At 44.5% G+C, this 19,994-nt stretch carries 18 protein-coding genes; 10 read left to right on the top strand and 8 right to left on the bottom strand.

Annotated elements, in window-relative coordinates; genetic code table 11:
• Nucleotides 1-59: 59 nt before the first annotated feature.
• Nucleotides 60-623 (top strand): hypothetical protein, encoded by a 564-nt coding sequence (locus RLN88_RS06465; protein WP_350220569.1) that lies wholly within the window; start codon nt 60-62, stop codon nt 621-623.
• Here RLN88_RS06465 and msrB read toward each other — a convergent pair.
• On the bottom strand, nt 620-1,015 hold the full coding sequence (msrB, locus tag RLN88_RS06460) for a peptide-methionine (R)-S-oxide reductase MsrB (protein ID WP_350220568.1): 396 nt from the start codon (nt 1,013-1,015) through the stop codon (nt 620-622). The two genes, RLN88_RS06465 and msrB, sit on opposite strands and share 4 nt — an antisense overlap.
• A gap of 132 nt (nt 1,016-1,147) precedes the next feature.
• Here msrB and RLN88_RS06455 point away from each other — a divergent pair, with 132 nt between their 5' ends.
• The 4 genes from RLN88_RS06455 to RLN88_RS06440 all read left to right on the top strand — a co-directional run bounded on the left by RLN88_RS06455 (nt 1,148) and on the right by RLN88_RS06440 (nt 7,621).
• Entirely contained in the window at nt 1,148-2,344 is a 1,197-nt protein-coding gene (locus RLN88_RS06455) for an efflux RND transporter periplasmic adaptor subunit (protein ID WP_350220567.1), read from the top strand.
• Between the two features lie 13 nt (nt 2,345-2,357).
• Nucleotides 2,358-5,561, top strand: coding sequence for an efflux RND transporter permease subunit (locus RLN88_RS06450; RefSeq protein WP_350220566.1), 3,204 nt, complete (start codon nt 2,358-2,360; stop codon nt 5,559-5,561).
• 77 nt (nt 5,562-5,638) lie between these two features.
• Nucleotides 5,639-6,247: a hypothetical protein gene (locus tag RLN88_RS06445; protein WP_350220565.1), complete on the top strand. Its 609-nt coding sequence runs from the start codon at nt 5,639-5,641 to the stop codon at nt 6,245-6,247.
• Nucleotides 6,248-6,250: 3 nt separating this feature from the next.
• The gene (locus RLN88_RS06440) at nt 6,251-7,621 is read left to right on the top strand and encodes a TolC family protein (RefSeq protein ID WP_350220564.1); all 1,371 of its coding nucleotides are present in this window, start codon (nt 6,251-6,253) and stop codon (nt 7,619-7,621) included.
• Here the strand turns inward: RLN88_RS06440 and RLN88_RS06435 are convergent.
• Complete coding sequence (locus RLN88_RS06435) at nt 7,615-8,979, bottom strand: D-alanyl-D-alanine carboxypeptidase (RefSeq protein WP_350220563.1); 1,365 nt, start codon at nt 8,977-8,979, stop codon at nt 7,615-7,617. The genes RLN88_RS06440 and RLN88_RS06435 overlap by 7 nt on opposite strands.
• Before the next feature lie 107 nt (nt 8,980-9,086).
• Between RLN88_RS06435 and RLN88_RS06430 the strand changes: the two genes are divergently transcribed.
• Nucleotides 9,087-10,367: a cation:proton antiporter gene (locus tag RLN88_RS06430; RefSeq protein WP_350220562.1), complete on the top strand. Its 1,281-nt coding sequence runs from the start codon at nt 9,087-9,089 to the stop codon at nt 10,365-10,367.
• A gap of 80 nt (nt 10,368-10,447) precedes the next feature.
• The gene (locus RLN88_RS06425) at nt 10,448-11,074 is read left to right on the top strand and encodes a GOLPH3/VPS74 family protein (RefSeq protein ID WP_350220561.1); all 627 of its coding nucleotides are present in this window, start codon (nt 10,448-10,450) and stop codon (nt 11,072-11,074) included.
• A 22-nt stretch (nt 11,075-11,096) separates the two neighbouring features.
• Here RLN88_RS06425 and RLN88_RS06420 read toward each other — a convergent pair whose 3' ends face one another.
• From RLN88_RS06420 to RLN88_RS06410, 3 genes are all read right to left on the bottom strand, one after another.
• A complete protein-coding gene (locus RLN88_RS06420) occupies nt 11,097-11,546 on the bottom strand; it encodes a hypothetical protein (RefSeq protein ID WP_350220560.1) in 450 nt (149 codons plus the stop codon).
• A complete protein-coding gene (locus RLN88_RS06415; RefSeq protein ID WP_350220559.1) occupies nt 11,543-12,631 on the bottom strand; it encodes a potassium channel family protein in 1,089 nt (362 codons plus the stop codon). The genes RLN88_RS06420 and RLN88_RS06415 overlap by 4 nt, the downstream gene beginning before the upstream one ends.
• Before the next feature lie 141 nt (nt 12,632-12,772).
• Nucleotides 12,773-13,576 carry an exonuclease domain-containing protein gene (locus RLN88_RS06410; RefSeq protein WP_350220558.1) on the bottom strand — a complete coding sequence of 268 codons (804 nt, stop codon included), beginning with the start codon at nt 13,574-13,576 and terminating at the stop codon, nt 12,773-12,775.
• Nucleotides 13,577-13,769: 193 nt separating this feature from the next.
• On the opposite strand from RLN88_RS06410, the gene dnaB reads away from it, so the two are divergent.
• The 3 genes from dnaB (at nt 13,770) to RLN88_RS06395 (ending at nt 17,421) form a co-directional block, all read left to right on the top strand.
• Nucleotides 13,770-15,299, top strand: a complete 1,530-nt coding sequence (dnaB, locus tag RLN88_RS06405) for a replicative DNA helicase (RefSeq protein ID WP_350220557.1) — start codon at nt 13,770-13,772, stop codon at nt 15,297-15,299.
• Nucleotides 15,300-15,354: 55 nt separating this feature from the next.
• Nucleotides 15,355-16,350, top strand: coding sequence for a quinone oxidoreductase family protein (locus RLN88_RS06400; RefSeq protein WP_350220556.1), 996 nt, complete (start codon nt 15,355-15,357; stop codon nt 16,348-16,350).
• A 96-nt stretch (nt 16,351-16,446) separates the two neighbouring features.
• Complete coding sequence (locus RLN88_RS06395; RefSeq protein WP_350220555.1) at nt 16,447-17,421, top strand: MopE-related protein; 975 nt, start codon at nt 16,447-16,449, stop codon at nt 17,419-17,421.
• 44 nt (nt 17,422-17,465) lie between these two features.
• Here the strand turns inward: RLN88_RS06395 and RLN88_RS06390 are convergent, their stop codons facing one another.
• Genes RLN88_RS06390 through RLN88_RS06380 form a run of 3 tightly spaced genes read right to left on the bottom strand, consistent with a single transcriptional unit; the run spans nt 17,466 to nt 19,992 of the window.
• Nucleotides 17,466-17,789, bottom strand: a complete 324-nt coding sequence (locus RLN88_RS06390; RefSeq protein WP_350220554.1) for a tetratricopeptide repeat protein — start codon at nt 17,787-17,789, stop codon at nt 17,466-17,468.
• A complete protein-coding gene (locus RLN88_RS06385) occupies nt 17,786-18,754 on the bottom strand; it encodes a YpdA family putative bacillithiol disulfide reductase (protein WP_350220553.1) in 969 nt (322 codons plus the stop codon). Before RLN88_RS06385 ends, RLN88_RS06390 begins: the two co-directional genes overlap by 4 nt.
• Nucleotides 18,751-19,992 (bottom strand): serine hydrolase domain-containing protein, encoded by a 1,242-nt coding sequence (locus tag RLN88_RS06380; RefSeq protein ID WP_350220552.1) that lies wholly within the window; start codon nt 19,990-19,992, stop codon nt 18,751-18,753. Before RLN88_RS06380 ends, RLN88_RS06385 begins: the two co-directional genes overlap by 4 nt.
• Between the last annotated feature and the right edge of the window lie 2 nt (nt 19,993-19,994).

Genomic DNA, 19,994 nt, shown 5'->3' with positions numbered 1-19,994 from the left:
GATCAAGCGCAGTGAGCAGAGGGAGCCTTTCAAAAGTACATTTGGAAATAATTGAGGAGATGATCATAGAATCATTACGGAAGGCAGCTGCATCCATGGAGCAGATGCTGAGGATTCGCGTGAAGCCGGAGATCATTCAATTTGGTGAAGGCATGTTGAAACCTCTGCACGAATTTGATGATCTGGGTCGGTTTAAGGTAAACCTGATGAAAGTGGCCTTCCGGGGGGAAATCAACGGAGCGTTTTATTTTGTTATCAATAGCCATGAGATGGACCTGATCAATCAGGTGTGCCTGCCGGATGATATCCGGCACTCACGGTCTTCCCATCACAAGTTGATGCGAAATGATTTTATGTCAGAGATTGAAAACCTCATTGCGAATATGTCGATCGCTGCACTGTCAGAGTTTTTGGGCGTGCAGGTGATTGGCGAGGTGCCCATAGTCCGAAACATGAAGGGCGAACTGGTAAATGCCTATCTGGAAAATGAGAATGAGCAAAATCACACGGCTTTCTTTCTGAAATCTACATTGAATGGAGCAGTAGTGAATATTGCGCCGCACTTCCTTTGGATGATCGACGAAAACTTTGTGAGGATCACCAAGCTAAATACAGTGGCTTAATCCCCTTTTCGAAATTTTAAAGCTGCTGAATTCATGCAGTAGCGCTGACCGCTAGGTTGCGGTCCATCCGGGAAAATGTGTCCGAGGTGACTACCACATTTGGCGCATTTTACTTCTGTGCGTATCATCCCAAAAGACTTGTCTTTCTCAAAGTCCACCGCATGGGCTGAGATAGGGTCGTAAAAGCTGGGCCATCCCGAACCGGAATCATATTTGGTTTCAGAAGGGTAAAGGGCATTGCCACAAGCCGCACATTCGTAAATACCTTTTTCTTTGTTTTCCAGAAGAGCTCCTGTCCATGCCCGCTCAGTGCCTTTTTCTCTCAGAATGTGATATTGCTCTTCTGTGAGCTCCTTTTTCCATTGTTCTTCGCTCTTGTTGATTTTCTCCATGTTCTTCAATTAGGTATTTGCTTGTTTATGAGGCGAATTTTCCATTCATCAAATTTTTCCAAAAAAACGCAACTAAGTAAGTCAATTTTGCATTAGAAAGTTCAGGAATCTTCCGAACCGAAAACTCAACTAATGAAAAAACGACAAGCTATTATCCTGGTTGCCGTCGGCATCATTGTGGCATCCTTTGGACTAAGTAACTATTTGGGTACCCTGAAAGGGGAACCCGTGATTAGAAAGCCACCTGAGGCAAAGAAATATGTAACCACTGCCTCTGTAAAATACAAAGACCTGAAAACAGATGTAATCACCTACGGCCGGGTGGAAAATGCACAAGTACTTGATTTGATCTCTGAAGTGTCTGGAAGAATGACTCAGGGCAATGTGCTGCTCAAAGAGGGTGAATCATTTAAGCAGGGCCAACTCATCTACAAAATTGATGACGAAGAAGCGGCGCTGAACCTGAAGTCCCAAAAGAGTAATTTTCTCCGTGACCTGGCGGGTATTTTGCCTGATTTAAAAATTGATTTTGATGACAACTACGATAATTGGCAGACCTATTTTGATCAGTTAAACATTGACAAGCCGTTTCCGCCACTTCCTGAAACTAAAACTTCGAAGGAAAAAACCTTCATTGCCACGAAAGGGATCTATTCCAGTTTCTACTCGATTCAAAGTGCTGAAGTGCAACTTGAAAAGCACAGATACTATGCCCCATTCTCTGGTAGCATTATGGAAGTGGCCATGCAATCGGGTTCCTTCTTAAATCCTGGAACACGGATAGGTAAAATCCTAAGATCTGGGGTGTATGAGATGAAGGCTTCTGTTGAAACCCGGGACATCCCCTGGATTCAGGTTGGTTCTCCTGTAGAAATTTATTCAAAGGAATCCCAACAGTACTGGAAAGGGGAGGTTTCCCGAATCAGCGATTATGTGAACCAAAATACCCAGTCAGTGGATGTCTTTGTTTCCATCTTCCCGAATGGACAAAAAATCTATGACGGTCAGTTTTTTCAGGCGGCCATACCTGCCAGAACGGTAAAAGATGGAATGATCATGCCCAGGAATGCCATTTACAATGGAAATGAGGTGTTTGTACTTCAGGACAGTCTCTTGAAAAGAAAGAGTATTAACGTGATCAGGCTGTCAGAAGAAGACGCCATCTTTAATGGATTGGCTGCTGGTGAGGAACTGGTGGTTGAGCCATTATTGGGTGCCTATAACAATATGAAGGCATTCAAGAAAGAAAAGCAGGACATAAATCTGGAGACAGGTGAGAGTGAAGAAGTGCAACTCAGCGCAGAGGCAAAGCAGGCTTCAACCAACTAAAAGAACGTAAGTCATGAGTACAATCAAAGGATTAATCGAGTACTTCGTAAAGTATCCCATACTTGCGAATATCCTCATTGCGCTCACCCTGGTTGGTGGGGTGGTGAGCATGCTCAATACCAAAAAGTCGTTCTTCCCTACACTGGAGGATAAGAACATTACCGTTTCCGTTTCCTACCCCGGAGCATCTCCAGACGAGATGGAAGAGGGGGTGACCCTGAAAGTGGAAGAGGCGCTAAAGGGTGTAGTGGGTATCTATCAGGTCACATCTACTTCGTCAGAAAACTTCGCTTCAATCAACATTCAAAAAATTGACGGGTACGATATCGATGAGCTCTATACCGATGTGAAAAACTCGGTAGATGGAATCAGCTCATTCCCAGCCGGTGCTGAAAAGCCCATTATCGTAAAGCAAAAATCCAGGACTACTGCCCAGTGGCTTGCCCTGACAGGAGATGTGGATTTGAATACCCTGAAACAATTTGCAGAAGGGGTGGAAGATGAGTTGCTGGCAACCGGAGTGATTTCCCAGGTGGGTATTTCCGGTTTTCCTCCGTTGGAAATTGCCATTGAGGTGCCGGAAGATGTGCTTCGAAGGTACAATCTGACGTTCACCGAAGTTGCGAACGCTGTTCGGGTGAATAACCGGGATGTTTCTGCCGGATCAGTGAAGACTTCCACAGAGGAAATTCTGATCCGTGCCAGATCAAAGGACACGGATGCCGACAAGATTGGCGATATCGTGATTCGCAGCAATGCCGATGGTCAAAACTTGCTTTTGAGAGACATTGCGACTATCGAAGAGAAGTTTGCAGATCAGCCAAACAAATCCTTTCTGAGCGGTAAACGCGCAGTTTTCATTGAGGTAAGGAGATTGGAGCGGGAAGATTTGGAAGAGATATCAAATGTAGTAAACAGCTATGTGGCTGAGTTCAATGAAAAGAATGATGCCGTGCAGTTGACCATGACCTGGGACTTTATGTCGTTGCTCAATCAACGCCTGGACATGCTTACCGGAAATGGCGTGGTAGGTCTTATTCTTGTACTCATTTCATTAGGTCTGTTCCTGAGTTTAAGATTGTCATTCTGGGTGGCATGGGGTATCCCATCTTCCTTTTTGGGGATGTTTATCCTCGGAACTTTCGTTGGCCTCACAATCAATATGATCTCCCTGTTCGGGATGATCCTGGTGATTGGAATTCTCGTGGATGATGGAATCGTGATTGCTGAAAACATCTATTCGCATTTTGAAAAGCATGGCAATCCCATCAAGGCTGCAGTGCAGGGCACGATGGAAGTGGTGCCTGCGGTATTCACCTCCATTATCACTACCATGGTGGCATTTACCCCGCTTTTACTTCTGACGGGAGGCTTTGAGATGCTCAGGGATATGGCCATTGTTGTGATCTTCAGCCTTGGATTCTCCCTTATTGAAGCATTTTTTGTGTTGCCAGCCCACCTTTCCAGCAAGCACGTGCTTTCTACCAAGAAGGAAGATACACGAAGCTATAAGATCAGGTCTTTCCTGAATAAGATCATAGACTTCATGCGAATTCAGATGTATGGCCGGGCGCTTAAGTTTACCATGAAATACCGTGCGGTTTCCGTTTCCATGGTTGTGGCTTTTGTGATGATCGTGGTAGGATTAATGAAAGGCGGAATCATCCCTTCCACACTTTTTCCACCCATCGCTTTCAATAGTGTGAATATAGAGGTGGCATTTAAGCCGGGCGAGCGTGAGGATAAAGTAGAAGGGTATCTGAAGAAATTTGACGAAGCGGTATGGCGGGTGAATGATCAATTTAAGGAAGAACTGAATACAGACAAAAACATTGTATTAAACACCTTTACGAATATTGGCAATTCATCCTTTGAGTCAGGATCACATACAGGTGGAGTCAATGTGTTTCACGAGGAGCTGGATGAATTTGGGATTAACCAATATGACATTATTAATAAGCTGAGAGCAGAAATTGGCCCGGTGCTGGAGGCAGAAAAATTCGCGATAGGTGGCAGGAGCAGATGGGGTAAGCCGGTATCGGTGAGAATCCTGGGCAAGAACTACGAAGAGCTGGCAGAAGCAAAGGAGTATTTAATTTCAGAGCTTGACCAAATGCCAGCCTTAAAGGATGTGACCGATGACATTCCCATAGGGAACCGGGAGGTACAGCTTGAATTGCTTACCCAGGCCTATTTCCTTGGTCTTACCAATAATGATATTACGCAGCAGCTTCGCCAGGGATTCTTCGGTGAGGAGGTGCAGCGATTCATGAAAGGCAATGATGAAATCCGTGTCTGGGTGAGGTACCCCAAGGAAGACCGGAAAAGCATAGACCAGTTGGAAACGGTAAAAATCAAAGATGGTGACCGGGAATATCCGCTCACCCAGCTTGCCGATTACAACATCAATCGAGGGGTCTCAGGCATTAAACATTACGAGGCATCACGCTCAGTGACGGTGGAGGCAGATATGGTGGATCCTTTTGGTGACGCCAATGTGATTCTTTCAAAAGTGGAACAGGAAATTGTGCCTAAAATGCTAGCGAAATTTCCAACCGTGCGTGTGGATTACGGAGGACAAGCAGAAGAGCGTGCGCGCTCGGCCAGTGAAATGGGCACCTATTTTCTGGGAGCATTTATTTGCATTCTGTTCATTCTCATGATCAACTTCCGATCAGTATACCAGGCTATCCTGGTGATCCTGATGGTTCCGCTTGGATGGTTCTCGGGGATATTAGGTCACGGGATTGAAACCTGGATCAGCGCCACGCCTAAGCCGGTTTCCATGCTGAGCTTATGGGGAATGATTGCCCTGATGGGGGTCATCATCAATGATGCAGTGGTATTTCTTTCCAAATACAACTCGCTGGTAAAAGACGAGGGACAGACAGTGTATCAGGCGGCTTACAATGCAGGTATTGCCCGTTTCAGGCCGATCATGCTTACGTCTCTGACGACCGTGCTGGGTCTTTACCCGCTCATCAAGGAAACTAGCTTTCAGGCGCAGTTCCTGATCCCGATGGCAATCTCAGTGGCGTATGGCGTACTATTTGGTACCTTCATCATCCTCCTGTTTTTCCCGGTATTTATCCTGATCGCCAATGACCTGAGAAGGTATGCTAAGAGGCTTTGGAATGGGGAAGAACCATTAAGGGAAGATGTTGAAAGGGTGATAATTGACGAAAAACGAACTGAAGAAAAAAGACAGGCTGCATGAGTAGTTATATGACAAAATTTAAATTGTTAGACGATCCGCAATTATTTGAGCTAGCGTCTAGCCCTGATGACCTGAATTTGGAGGCAAAATATGCGATATATAAGATTTTGGAGAGTAGAGGTATACCCGAAGGAGACTATAGAGATCTTATCGAATCAGTAAATGATTACAATAGTTCCATTGAGGAACTTACCTACTTAAGTAATATTGGATTTACTCATAAGCAAGATGGGAACAGCCTAATTATTTTAAGAAGCACAAAAGCTAATGTGTGGGATATCGTAGGAATTTTTCTGGGCTTCATTTTGATGTTGTCTTTGGGATCAGCATTGAATTCATGGAAAATCATTCTATTCGAAAAGTTTCAAGCTCAACTCCTTTTTGGTGCTTCATTAAATACATCAATAGGAATACTTGGATTTTTCCTCTTTTATAAGGGGCTCAATAGGTTTGTGGAATATTCAGGATTTAGAATAGAGAGTGGGGATAATTTTCTTTTAATCAAAAAACAGGGAATAAGTACAATTGAGTCAAGTCTAACCAAATCTGATTTGTATTTTGAAGAGGATGATGATAAAGCCATTCTTGGGATGAATTCATCTGAAAAAGTACCGCTCATAACAGCTTCCGAAAATTTCATTTTCAAGGCAACCCTTAAATCACTTTACGATAAACTTTCAAAATAATTAATGAAGTATTTCATACTTTCTATATTCATACTATGCGCCCTTCAGTCCGGTGCACAGGAGACCCTTTCTTTGTCGCAGGCCATTGAAGCCGGGCTTTCAAACAACTTTGACATCCAGATTGAGAAGGGTAATATCGAGGTAGCTACGTTGAATAATAATTGGGGGGAAGCAGGTATTTTCCCTTCTCTCACCACCTCTATTGTTGGAAGTAAAGCGGTTTTTGAGAATCAGGAGGCGATCAACCCGTTTCAGATTTTGGGTCAGACCAAGACCACCCAAATTCAGCCCTCGATAAACCTCAACTGGAATCTACTTAGCATTTACAACATCCAGATGTCGAAGCGAAGGTTGGAGCAACTACAAGCAGAATCAGAGGGTAATGCAAGTATTGTAATTGCGAATACCATCCAGTCCACCATTCTTGGGTATTACATTGCTGTTCTGGAGCAAGAACGGTTGGAACAATTTGAGGAGCAGCTTAAGCTGAGCCGGGACAAGTATATTCGAGTCAAAGTACGAAGGGACATTGGTAGTGCCAATACAAGTGATTTACTGCTGGAGGAGAGCAATTATCTCACTGATTCAGTAAGCGTCGTTAATCAGACGTTGTTATATCAAAATGCTATTTCAAATCTTAACTTCTTACTGGGTGTTCAGGAGCCAGCTCCAGTGTATACATTGACGGATTCGCTGGACAGGGAAGTGATCGACGTGGATCTAGCCAACCTGATCAATCTGATGGAAACTGAAAATGTGGATGTGAAGAAGCAATACATCACCCAGGCTGTTTTAGGACTTGATACCGACCTCCGAAGATGGGACCGATATCCTACACTTTCGATTGGTGCCAACTACACGTTCACCAGAAATGAGCAGGATGTAAGCGATTGGCCACTAAACAGAAGAGAGATCAGAGATAGCAATGGCAATGTGGTTGATGTCTTGACAATTGGAAACAACCAAAACCTGAACTATGGAGTAAACTTTACTGTCTCGTTTACGCTTTTTAATGGCGGACGGATAAACAGGGCGATCCAGCGTGCCCAGCTCTTGGAGAATATTGGTGAAATACGTGTAGATCGATTAAAAACTTCCCTGAGACGGGATTTGAAGCAAGCCGTGGATCAGTATAATGTGAGAAAACAGCTTTATCATATCAATGTGAGGAGAAAGAATGCTGCGAAGCAAAACCTGGATATCGCCAGAGATAAGTTTGAAAATGGATCCATTGACTCGTTCGATTACAGGACTATTCAAAACACTTATCTCTCTGCCGCCATTCTGGAGCTGCAGGCCATCTACAACCTGATTGATTCAAAGGTGACCCTGATGAGACTTACAGGAGGTTTGGTGAGGGAATACAATCAGTAAGCATTTCGAACAGATAGCAGAAACTGCTCCATAGCCCGCTTCACTTCCTCGGTGGGTCGGGTGTAGTGATTGTTCATAAATGAAAAGATCATGCGCTTGCCGGAGCGGGTGATGAGGTAGCCACTCAGGCTGTGGTTGTTGCTTAGCGTGCCTGTTTTTGCAAAGATGTATGGGCTTTCATCCTCATCTGTGAGATAAAGGTCTTCCAGCGTGCCTTCCCCTCCTGTAGGGAGCAGGGCTGTCATACGCTCCCATCCAAATTCATCATGACACTGCTTGAGCAGCCGCACCTGATCCACCGGGGCAATCAGGTTGTAGCGGGAAAGGCCGGATCCGTCCACCCACACCATGTCCGTCAGGCCAGTCAGCCATGTAATTCGGATGTGATCGATGAATGATTCAACATCTTCAAATCCATTTTGCCTGGCCGCCATCAGCAGGAGCTGCTCGGAAAGGAAATTGTCACTGGGTTTGAGCATGTAGGCAAGCAGTGTATCCACATGCTGGCTGTAAAGGGTGTCTGGCTTGATCAGGGACGAACCATCAAAGGAAACTTCTGCCTCAAGGGTGTCCTGCAAAAGCTCCAGCAATAGCTCCCTTGAATATTCGAAGGGAATGATCCGCTCAAAGTCTGAGGTGTCACTTTCCAGGTAGGCTTTAAAGACATTAAACTTTAGCTCCCTGTCTACCAACTCGCCCGGTCGTGTTTGCTCAAGCACTTCTACATAATCTTCAAAGAACGAAGGAGTGACCGTTAGTGAATCATCCACTTTTTGAATGCTCACCGTGTTGCCATAGATCGGCCACCAACTGCGCTGAGTCTGGAAATTGTAGATATAATCATCCCAGGCCCAACCCGATCCGAATGGTTCGGGATCATTTGCCGGCCAGCTTATTTGGATGTTCTTGGCTGACTGGAGGAGCACCAGGGCAGGCTGCCTCCTGAAAGGTTTGTAAAGGAAACTTGGATCCCCTAAGGGGGCTACTAAAAGCGAAGAGTCTTTCTTTTGATAAGCAAAGGATGGAATGGAATCACGAAACGATTTGAGCGTGGCATACAGGGTCAGCAGCTTGGTATTGGAGGCCGGGGTAAATTTCAAAGTAGAGTTATGTGCCGTCACAAACTGGTTCGCTTCAATATCAAAGAGGCTAAAGCCGGTAAACTGGCTGGAGAACACTTCAGACTGATTCAGGAGCCTTGTCACATCCCTTTCTACTGCCAGTTGCTTCACACTGGAACAGCCCCAGAAAAGTATGGTCAGGAGCAGCAGGGGCCATGTGTTTTTGAAGTAAGGATTTCTATTGACGGCTCGTAAGGAAAAATACTGAATCAAAGTCGGAATTGGTGAATTGAGCATAAATGGAGCTATTTTTCCGCTTGAAGTGTACAATTTTTTTCGTACTCTTTATTTATTTATTTTGCTTTCACTAATCTAAACCAAAAGAAACTTCTACCACATTACCAATGAGTATATTAGAATTAATTACCCTCCTCATCTTCATGGCGGCCGCTTTTACCCTGATCAATATCACGGTGTTAAAGCTACCATCAACCATTGGTTTGATGTTCATAGCGTTGATAATGTCACTGACCATCCTTGTTTTGGGGCAATTCCTGCCATCAATAACCGAAGGTGCGGAGCATATCATAGAAGAATTTGATTTTGAGGAAGTACTCATGAACGTCATGCTGAACTTCCTCCTGTTCGCCGGGGCGCTTTCAACCAACTTGGGTAAACTTATAGAAGAGCGGGTGCCCGTTTTCGTGCTGGCTACAGTAGGTACACTATTGTCCACGTTTATTGTAGGCTTTCTCGTCTATTGGATATTCCCAATGATCGGGTATGAAATTGATTTGATTTATTGCTTATTGTTTGGTGCGCTTATATCACCTACTGACCCTATTGCAGTGCTTGCCCTAACCAAACAATATGGTCTTTCTAAGAAGCTGGAGATCAAGATTGCTGGTGAATCCCTCTTCAATGACGGGGTGGGGGTAGTAATATTTTTGACTATTCTGGGAATCGCAAAAGCCCAGGCTGGAATACATGAACCAGGCGGGCATGGCGAAGGTGAAATTACAGCTGCCAGTGTGGCAATGCTCTTCGGAGTGGAAGTTTTTGGAGGGCTATTGCTGGGGGCTATTTTCGGATTTGTTGGATTTAAGCTTTTGAATTTCATAGACAATGATCATGTGGAACTTGAAGTCCTTGTCACCTTGACACTCGTGATGGTAGGTGGGCGTATTGCTGAGATGATCCATGTATCTGCACCACTTGGCATGGTGGTGATGGGACTATTCATTGGAAATCAGGGACGGGATGAAAAGCTAGCCAATGCGACCGGTGAGTATGTATTCAAATTTTGGCACCTTCTGGACGAAGCATTGAATGCTATTTTGTTCATTCTAATTGGATTGGAGATGCTTGTCATTGCAGAGTCTTTTACCATGAGCAACCTGGCCATTGGTGGTATTGGAATCATAATAGTGTTGACTGCAAGGCTACTAGGAGTGACCATTCCAATCTTTGCTATGAAACCATTCAGGACCTTTGAGCCAAAGACCATTCAAATACTGACCTGGGGTGGGTTGCGAGGCGGAATTTCTGTAGCGCTGGCACTATCCCTTACAGATGTTGCATTTCCTGAAGCTGTAAAAGATACTATTCTATTCACCACTTATTGCGTAGTGGTATTCTCAATACTTGTGCAGGGACTGACCATTGGTGCTTTACTGAAAAAATAATCTTTGGGGTATCCTAGTTTAAGTAAAATTTATGAAATTCGCTCTTTGAAAAACTTTGCATTTTTAAAAGTAAACCAACTATGAAACTAAGCATTGCAGAAGGATTTTATTTAATAGCACTGGATGACGAAGAAGGAAGGATTTTAGCTGCTGCTGAAAAAACGGTTGTACCCGGAGTAATTGCAGCATGTATCCTTGAGCTCTATCTATTAAAGAAGATCAAACTCGAAGGCGGTAATGTTTCTGTGGTGGACACAATAGGAACCGGAAATGGCATCCTTGACAATGTGCTTAAGAAGCTTCAAACAGGGCCTTCTTTCATTGACCAGGTTAAGTCCATGTCAGGAAAGTTTAAGGACATTCAGGACGATTTAAATGCACTGCTTGTTCAGCGAGGTATTCTGAGAAAAGAAGAGACAAAGCTTCTTTGGATTCCGCTTTCCGACAGAATGGACAATGCCAATTATGCATTTGAGCAGGAAATCAGAAACAACCTTAAGGCGATCGTATTTAAGAATGCCAAACCCTCTCCGGCATTTACTATTCTTTACTCACTCATCGACGACTGCAATATCCTGGATGAGGTATTCAAGGACAAAGACGAGTTGATCGATGCAGAAAAGGTTGGTAAAGAGCTTATCGAGCGAGCAGATATTGATGCGGATTTGGCAAATGCCCTTCGCGAATTGAAATCTTTCTTCAGTTAAAAAACAGTATGGTGGAAGAGGATTATTCCTCTTCTTCCTGACTTGTTGAAGAATCCCCCAGATTAACCAAATCTTCTTTCTCCAGTTCTTCAAGTTCCACTCTTTCCAGATCCAGATTTTCTAGAAATATCCGATTGAATTCAGCTTGTCCGGAATCCACGGGAATCTGAAACATCCGAGAATACATCTTATTTTGAAAATACTGAAGCGTTTTCAGGTAGGAGATGATCGTGTCTTGCTTTTCCATTAGCTTATTGGCTCTAAACGCCATGAAACCAAAGCCCTCATGGGGGTTATTGTTATCACGTTCCATCATCAAATATTCCACCCCATCTACCTTGATTTTAGTGAAATGAGATGATTCAAAGCTGTCATGTAGCTCTCGCGGACGAAATTTCTCACCTTCATTGATGTCCTGGTTTTCACAGCTCACCAATGCACCCAATAATCCAATCACTAAAAGCTTTTTCATTTCCTTCTGTCTTTTACCATTCCTTCCTCAACTCCGAATACACGCTTCAAGAGTTTAAATGCTTTCCCATTCAATAAAATAATGAGGTAATCACCGGTACCTACCTTCAGTTCTCCCAGCGGATTTTTTATCAGTTTCTTATGACCAAACTTATCCCGCTTGGTTATTCCTATCAGCACAGAATTGTATCGCTTTTTCAAGTCAAAAAATACATCCTGATAGGGCTTGCCATTGTACGGATTGTTTGGAGTGATGAGTAGCTGCTTTATGTCATAATCACTATCAGATTTTGCATAGGACAGTACCGACTCACTGTAGGAAGCTACATCCGGTTCAAACATGTATGAGGCCAGAAGTTTTGAGGAGATTTCTTGTGTAGAAATAGTGTTACTCACTCCGGCCGCAAGAAATGTATTCTTCAGATCACCGTTTTCCAGTGTAACGACAAATTCAGTTTCAGGGAAAACCTTCTTTAAGTTAAGCACATAAACCAGCTTGTCGGTATCATCCATCATGTTTACAAACACGATGGTTGCTTCATCCACGTTTGCCTTCTTGATGAACTCATGATTGTTATAGTCACAGAAAAGAACGAACACACTTTTGGGGCTATACTTCTCCCGGATCAGATCCACATCGTCTTTTCGGTTAGTCACAATAGCGACCCTGCGGCCAACCCCAACCAACTGATCCACCACGTGCCAGCCAAATTCATTCCACCCAATAATAACAGCATGGTTGGTAAAATTCGTGCCTGAATACCCCAGCTTTTTGTTTTCCTTGATTGTTGTCATAAGTGTAGTAAGTTGTCCGATTAAAATTCCGAATATCCCGATACTTGTCAGGATAAAAATTAATGAAATATACCTTCCCCAAATAGTAGCCGGGAATATGTCGCCGTACCCTACGGTGGTTAGTGTCACCAGAGAGTACCAGATCGCATTTGAATAATTGTTTAGCGCAGACTGATCACTATCCTTTTCTACCATAACAAGTAACCATACCAGAAAGAGGTAGATGGTTATTACGATCGTAATCAGGATGAACAGGCGAAAGCTAGCGTTCTTTTTAAAACTAGTAGACATAGGCTAGGTAAAAGTCAAATATAATATAATATACAGGTTTTTGACTCAGTAGTTCTTGTGATGATCTGCTGCAAATAATACCCTAAGATACTTAGATATTCTTGTGAATTTGCAAACCCGGGTGGAGGTTACCGGCCAGGCTTATCGATTGAACCCCTTGAGCTTGATCTTGGTGAGTTTTCGCTTGGTATCCAGTGGAAAATCGCCTTTCATCACCCAATCGTAAAAGCTTGGTTCTTTTTCGAGAATCTCGGATACAGGCCTGCCTCTATGCTTCCCGAAGTTGAAAACTTCCACGCCATCCTTATAGATCATGCGTCCTGCCAGGTCTACCCGGTCGGAAGTGGTGAGTCCATGAAGCACGCCCATGTCGTTTTCGATCGTGGAGAGCTTATTGCCCAACCCGTCAAATGCTTCCTGTCCTTCATACTTTTCTATCTGGGAAACCAGCACCTCGTACGTTGCTTGGGTGTCGGCCAGGGCACTGTGGGCATTTTCCAGGTCTTTCCCGCAGTAGAATTTATAGGCTGCCGTCAGGTTTCGTTTCTCCATCAGGTGAAAGATCTTCTGAGCATCCACAATTTTTCGGTTGTCGATCTCAAAGTCCACATTGGCACGTAGAAACTCCTCCACCAGCATGGGCACATCAAAGCCCAGCACATTGAACCCCGACAAATCGCACCCCTCCAGGTACTGTGCCAGTGACTTGGCTACCTGTGCAAACGTTGGCTCGTCTTTTACATCCTCATCGTAAATCCCGTGGATCATGCTGGTCTCTGCCGGTATCGGGATGGTTGGGTTGATCTTGCGGCATTTCTCTTCAATGGTGCCATCAGGCATCACTTTCACCATGGCAATCTCCACGATTCGGTCTTGAGAAATATTCGTGCCGGTGGTTTCCAGATCGAAGACCACCAACGGATTTTTTAGATTGAGTTTGAACAAAATGCTGAATTTACGGGTAAGCGATCAAAGATAGTGGAAAGAACTAAGTAGCAGGTGGATAGTGATAAGTAGATAGTTGGTGTGGAAAACTTGTGGGAACTTTGAAGATAAAGACAGGTGTATTAATAAGTGCATCAGTGCGTTTACAACTTAAGTTTGTAAACCCGATCACAACTTAAACAGAATACCCTGAATGGAAGGAGCTAAGCAAACGTCCGCAACTACAGCAAAAAGCCGAAGGATAGGTCTTTCCACACTTTCAGAGCATCTGGGTAAGCTGCCACCTCAGGCAGTGGAAATCGAAGAAGCAGTGCTGGGGGCATTGATGCTGGAGCGGGATGCACTTTCTAATGTGATAGACATCCTACATCCGGTAAGTTTTTACAGGGATGCCCATCAGGAAATTTATGCGGCAATCGTTGACCTTTTTAATGACAGTCAGCCGATTGATATTAAAACCGTAACACACCAGCTAAGAAAAGTTGGAAAACTGGAAGTGGTTGGAGGTGCTCACTATGTGGCTGAGCTTACCACCAAGGTAAACTCTGCAGCAAACGTCGAGTATCATGCCCGGATTATTGCGGAGCAGTCCATCAAGCGGGAGCTGATCCGCATCTCTTCCGAAATACAAAAGGACGCTTACGAGGATACCATCGATGTATTCAAATTATTAGATCGGGCTGAGCAATCATTATTTGAGGTTTCCGAATCGCACATTCGGAAAAATTATGATAAGATGAATACGCTCATGCACCAGGCTATTGATGAGATTCAGATTCGGAAGAACCGCAAAGACGGCCTTACCGGGGTTCCTAGTGGATTTTCCGCCCTTGATCGTGTCACTTCCGGCTGGCAGCCTTCCGATCTGGTGATCATTGCGGCTCGTCCGGGTATGGGTAAAACAGCATTTGTCGTTTCTGCCCTTCGAAATGCAGCCATCGATTTCAATACTCCGGTTGCCATCTTCTCTCTGGAGATGTCTTCCGTACAGCTAGTCAATCGTCTGATCTCAGCAGAAGCAGAATTGCCGAGTGAGAAAATCAAGAAAGGTGACCTGGCTGATTATGAGTGGGAGCAGATGATCCACAAAACCAGGAAGCTTTCGGAAGCTCCTATCTTTATCGATGACACTCCTGCACTCAGTATTCTGGAGCTGAGGGCCAAGTGCAGAAGGCTGGCGGCCCAGCATGGAGTGAAGCTGATCATTATTGACTACTTGCAGTTGATGAGTGGCGATAGCAGCAAGGGTGGAGGAAACCGGGAGCAAGAGATTGCTTCGATCTCCCGAGCGCTAAAAGGAATAGCCAAAGAACTCAATGTGCCGGTGCTCGCACTTTCGCAGTTGAGCAGGGCCGTAGAGACCAGGGGAGGTGACAAGCGACCACAACTTTCTGACTTGAGGGAATCAGGATCAATCGAGCAGGATGCAGATATGGTCATGTTCCTGTATCGTCCGGAATATTACGGTCTGGATACGGATGAATCAGGTATGCCGCTACAAGGACTCGGTGAGGTGATCATTGCGAAGCATAGAAACGGCTCTCTTGATACAGTTAATCTTAAGTTCATTGGCAAGTTCACCAAGTTTACCGACTGGGACGGAGATCAGGGCGGTGGGTTTGGTTCGTTCCCAACTTCCGGTCCATCCAACTCTGATTTTACCATTACCTTACCAAGTAAAGCAAATGGGGACGATCAGGAAGAGGATGATGCGCCGTTCTGATGTAAAATTGAGTATTTCTGCTTGCTACTTGCAGCTAAAAACTTGTAACTGATAAATGAAAGCCATCACAATAACACAAGAATCGGAACCGATTCAATTGGTGGATATTGATACCCCTGAAGTATCGGGTGATGAGTGCCTGGTGAAACTGTCTGCCTCCGCATTCAACAGAAGGGATCAGTGGATCAGGGAAGGCATGTATCCGGGCATTCAGTTTGGTACGGTACTGGGATCAGACGGGTGTGGTGTGGTAGCCGAAGGTCCCGCGGCGTGGAAAGGAAAAAAGGTAATCATCAATCCAAACGTGGATTGGGGGGACAATCCTGAAGTTCAGTCGGCGAAATACTCAGTCTTAGGCATGCCAACCAATGGAACGCTGGCTGAATACATCAAAGTGCCTGCCCATCGCCTGAAGGAAAAACCTGATCATCTCAGTGATGAAGAAGCTGCCGCATTGCCACTAGGAGGCCTCACAGCTTTCAGGGCTACCATCAAAAAAGGAGGCGCAAAGACCGGAAAAAGGGTGCTTGTTACGGGTGCAGGTGGTGGAGTGAGCCAGTTTGCCATTTCGTTTGCCCTGGCTGCTGGTGCGGAAGTGTACGTGACCAGTGGGAGCGAAAAGAAGATTGAGCGGGTAAAGGAAGCAGGCGTGATAGGCGGTTTCAACTACCGAGATGAGAAGTGGGCGAAGGAAGCTGCCGCACTTGGAGGGTTTGATGCAGTCATTGACAGTGCCGGAGGGAACCAGCTAAACAATTACCTTAGAATCATTAAGCCAGCAGGCCGGATTGTGATGTATGGAAGCACGACTGGCTATCCGGAGAAGGTGGATGTATTTAGGTTGTTTTGGTCTCAGGCTCAGATCATGGGCTCCACGATGGGGAGTGATGAGGAGTTTGTGGAGATGCTGGACTGGGTGAACAAATACCAAATTAAACCGACTGTGGACAAGGTGTATGAACTCCATGATTACCTCGCTGCTTTTGACCGGTTCAAAGCACCGGATTCGTTCGGGAAGATCGTGGTTAGGTTTCAAACTACCTACATCTAGTATTTTCTCTATTGTAAGTGCCTAATTTATAGCAGGTTAAGTTTTTGGCATTCGTGAATTTTATCTAAATTGAGGGTTCACCAAACTGATCATTTAATGAAATTACGACCAGCTTTACTATACATTCTCTTCTTTGTATGTGGATTTTTCCTACTATATCTATCAGGATGCAAAGATGATGAGGGAGGAGATGCGGAGACAATAACTACTTATGAGGATAAGGATAATGACGGTTTCGGGAATCCTAACACTGAAACGGAGCTTACTGAATTGACCGAGGGATATGTACTGGATAATACAGATTGCGATGATACAAATGCATCCATTAATCCGGATGAAGATGAGATTCCTGATAATGACGTTGATGAAAACTGTGATGGTTTAAAGGACCTTACCTGGTTTGAAGATGCTGACGAAGACGGGTTTGGTAATCCAGAAGAAATGGAAATTGGCGATGTTGCTCCTGAAGGATATGTTGATAATGGAGATGATTGCGATGACACAAATGCTGACATTAATCCGGATGCTGCTGAGATAAAAGGTAACAGCATAGATGAGAATTGCGATGGAGATGCAGAATCAGCAGTATGTGGTGATGGGGTACTCGACATTGGTGAAGTCTGTGATGATGGAAATGGCATGAGTGGAGATGGATGCAATGATACTTGTCAGTCAGATGAAACATGTGGAAATGGGTATGTTGATGTAGGTGAGGTGTGTGATGATGGCAATACAGTAAGCGGAGATGGGTGTAATGCAACATGCCAATCGGATGAAACCTGTGGAAATGGAATAGTTGATGATTGTGAAGATTGTGATGATGGCAACACCACTTCATTTGATGGTTGTTCAAGTATTTGCGAAAATGAAGAAGGTCCCGAGGGTGAGGTTGCTTGCGATGATATGATTGACAATGATTGTAATGGTTTTGTGGATTGTAATGATTTTAATTGTCAAGGTATATCAGGCTGCCCGGAAGTCTTTTGTGATGACGCGGTTGACAATGATGGAGATGGAGATATTGACTGCAACGACTCAGATTGTAGTAGTTCGCAGGCATGTGGAGGCTAATAGAGGTCTAAAGGACTACCAAACATTGGATAAATAAAACAAGATTAGTCTCGATCAAACTGAAAATTCAGGTAGGCAGACTTTAATTCTCCCAAAGCTTTTTGATCGCCTTGGTTTTCCGCAAGCCGGATTCCATTTTGGAATACCGCATCGGCTTCTTCCCAATTTTCCGTATCCCAGAGCAAGTGTGCAGCTTTGAAATAGGAAGGGAGATATTCAGGGTGATCCTGAAGAAGTGAGCGGAGCAAAGCAAGAGATTCCGACGGATCAATCTCATAATACTCCATGGCCAGAGCGTATGTATTGAATGGATTATCTGGCTCGCCCGAGATGAATTCTTTCAATAATTTGATTCGTTCTGTGTTCACTTTTTTTTGATTGATTTGATAATCATCTCTGCATGCTCTCTGGAGTTTTCAATGAACCAGGCGTTGGTTTTTAGTCCGCCACAGATGACTCCCGCCAGATATACATTTTTCACATTCGTTTGCATAGTCTTTTCATAATAGGCCGGAGTTTTAAATTCATCATTTCCAATCTCCACACCTACATGCTCGAGAAATGAAAAGTCAGGCTGGTAGCCCGTCATGGCTAGCACAAGATCATTGGCAATGATAATGTCTCCATTTGGAGTTCTGACATCAATGAAGCGCTCTGCTATACGGGTAATATTGCTGTTAAAATGGGCAGTGATCGATCCTTCCCTGATCCGGTTGTCAATATCTGGTCTAACCCAGTATTTTACTCTCGGATTGATCTCTTCCTCACGTATCACCATGGTCACACTCTTGGCACCTTTCCGGTACACTTCCAATGCCACATCTACGGAGGAGTTGGCGGCACCTACCACGGCTACATCCATGTCATAGTAGGGATGAGGTTCGTCATAATAGTGCTTCACCTTGGGTAGCTCTTCACCAGGCACATTGAGCAAATAAGGGAGATCGTAAAACCCGGTGGCAATGATTAAATTCTTTGCTCGATACCCTTGCTTACTTGAATGGATATTAAACAACTCGTCCTCTTTTTCGACTTTTTCAATTCGCTCGTACAGACGTGTTTTCAATTTCCACGAAGAAGCTACTCGGCGATAATATTCGAGAGCTTCTGATCGTGTTGGTTTTGGATTGTGAGAGATAAATGGCACGCCTCCAATTTCCAATCGATCTGAGGTAGAAAAGAAAGTCATGTTGCGAGGGTAATTGTAGAGTGAGTTGACCAGGCAACCCTTATCCACAATGACATAGGGTAGGTTTGCCTTTTCACATTCGATACCGCATGCCAGACCTATTGGGCCTGCCCCAACAATGAGTACATCAACTTCTTCGCTCATTTTGCGAAGGTACTACCTGATCGCTTTTCTTCAATTCTCCGGATGAATGACTCAGCGATTGGAGTGATATAGTCAAACAGCTCAAACTGACCTTGCTGACCGGATTTATTCATGGTAATGGCCATCACAAGGTCATACTCCGGGTAAACAATCAATAGTGCAAGTCCACCGACAGCCATTCCGCCGTGATGAAATACTTCAACCTTTTTTTCACCCTTAAAGTACCGCTCTGAAATACTGTGCCTCCAGCCCAATGCGTAATACTGTTCATTGATGGAATCATTATCCAGTCGTTGAGGAGTGGTGAGTATTTCCGCTGTTTCAGGACTTAAAAAAGTTGAATCGAGAAGTGCATTCCCGGCCCTGGCCAGATCCAAGGGAGTCGAAATGAATCCACCTCCAGCCCATTTATTGCTAAGATTAACAGAAAATACCTCCTTGTACATTCCACGATCTGTATCATATGGAATAGCACGCCTGGCCGCAAACTCATCTTTGCGATCCGGTTCGGAAAGGTTCATCCCCAAAGGAGCAAATACTTTTCTGCTCATATAGTCAATGAATTCAACTCCTGAAGCTTTCTCCACGGCGAGGCTCAGTGCCGTGAAATTGTAGGAACTGTAGGCAAAAGCTGATCCTGGCTTGAAAAGCAACTTGTCCTGCTCAAAATCAGCCAGACTTGCTTCAATGCTTTCGAATTCTTTGTCACGATAGTATTCCCAAATGGGAAAGCAAAAGCATGTTTCGTAGTTACGGATACCAGACTGATGGGAAGCAAGTTGGCTGATAGTAATGGCTGGCTTATCTCGAAACGCATTGGTATAGTACTGTACAGATGTGTCAGGGTGGATAAGCCCTTTTTCAATCATTCTGCCTAGCCCGAGGGAAGTGAGTGCCTTTGAAACACTACCTATTCGGTATTGGGTGCTGGTATCTGCGGGGATTTGATTTCCTATGTCTTGAAATCCAATGGCATAGCTCCAAACCATTCTGCCCTGTACCATGGTAGCTATGGAAATGGAAGGGGAAGAGGTTGCTGCGCGAATGCTATCCAGATGCTGTTTCGATGATGCAATCAGATCGGTAAAAACAGGGGATTCTACTCCCTCAAACCTTTGATTAGTTACAGATGCTGGAATAGGTTCCCAGCCAAAATTCCAGTCAACAATGGGTTGGAATAGATAATAGAGTAACCACCCCAGTCCCATGAGACCGACCAAACAGCTGACTTTTTTCATGA

This window comes from Ekhidna sp., assembly GCF_040223195.1.
In the GTDB taxonomy this organism is placed as follows: domain Bacteria; phylum Bacteroidota; class Bacteroidia; order Cytophagales; family Cyclobacteriaceae; genus Ekhidna.
Note: the sequence above shows the minus strand (reverse complement) of the source record. Positions and strands in the feature narration are given on the sequence as shown.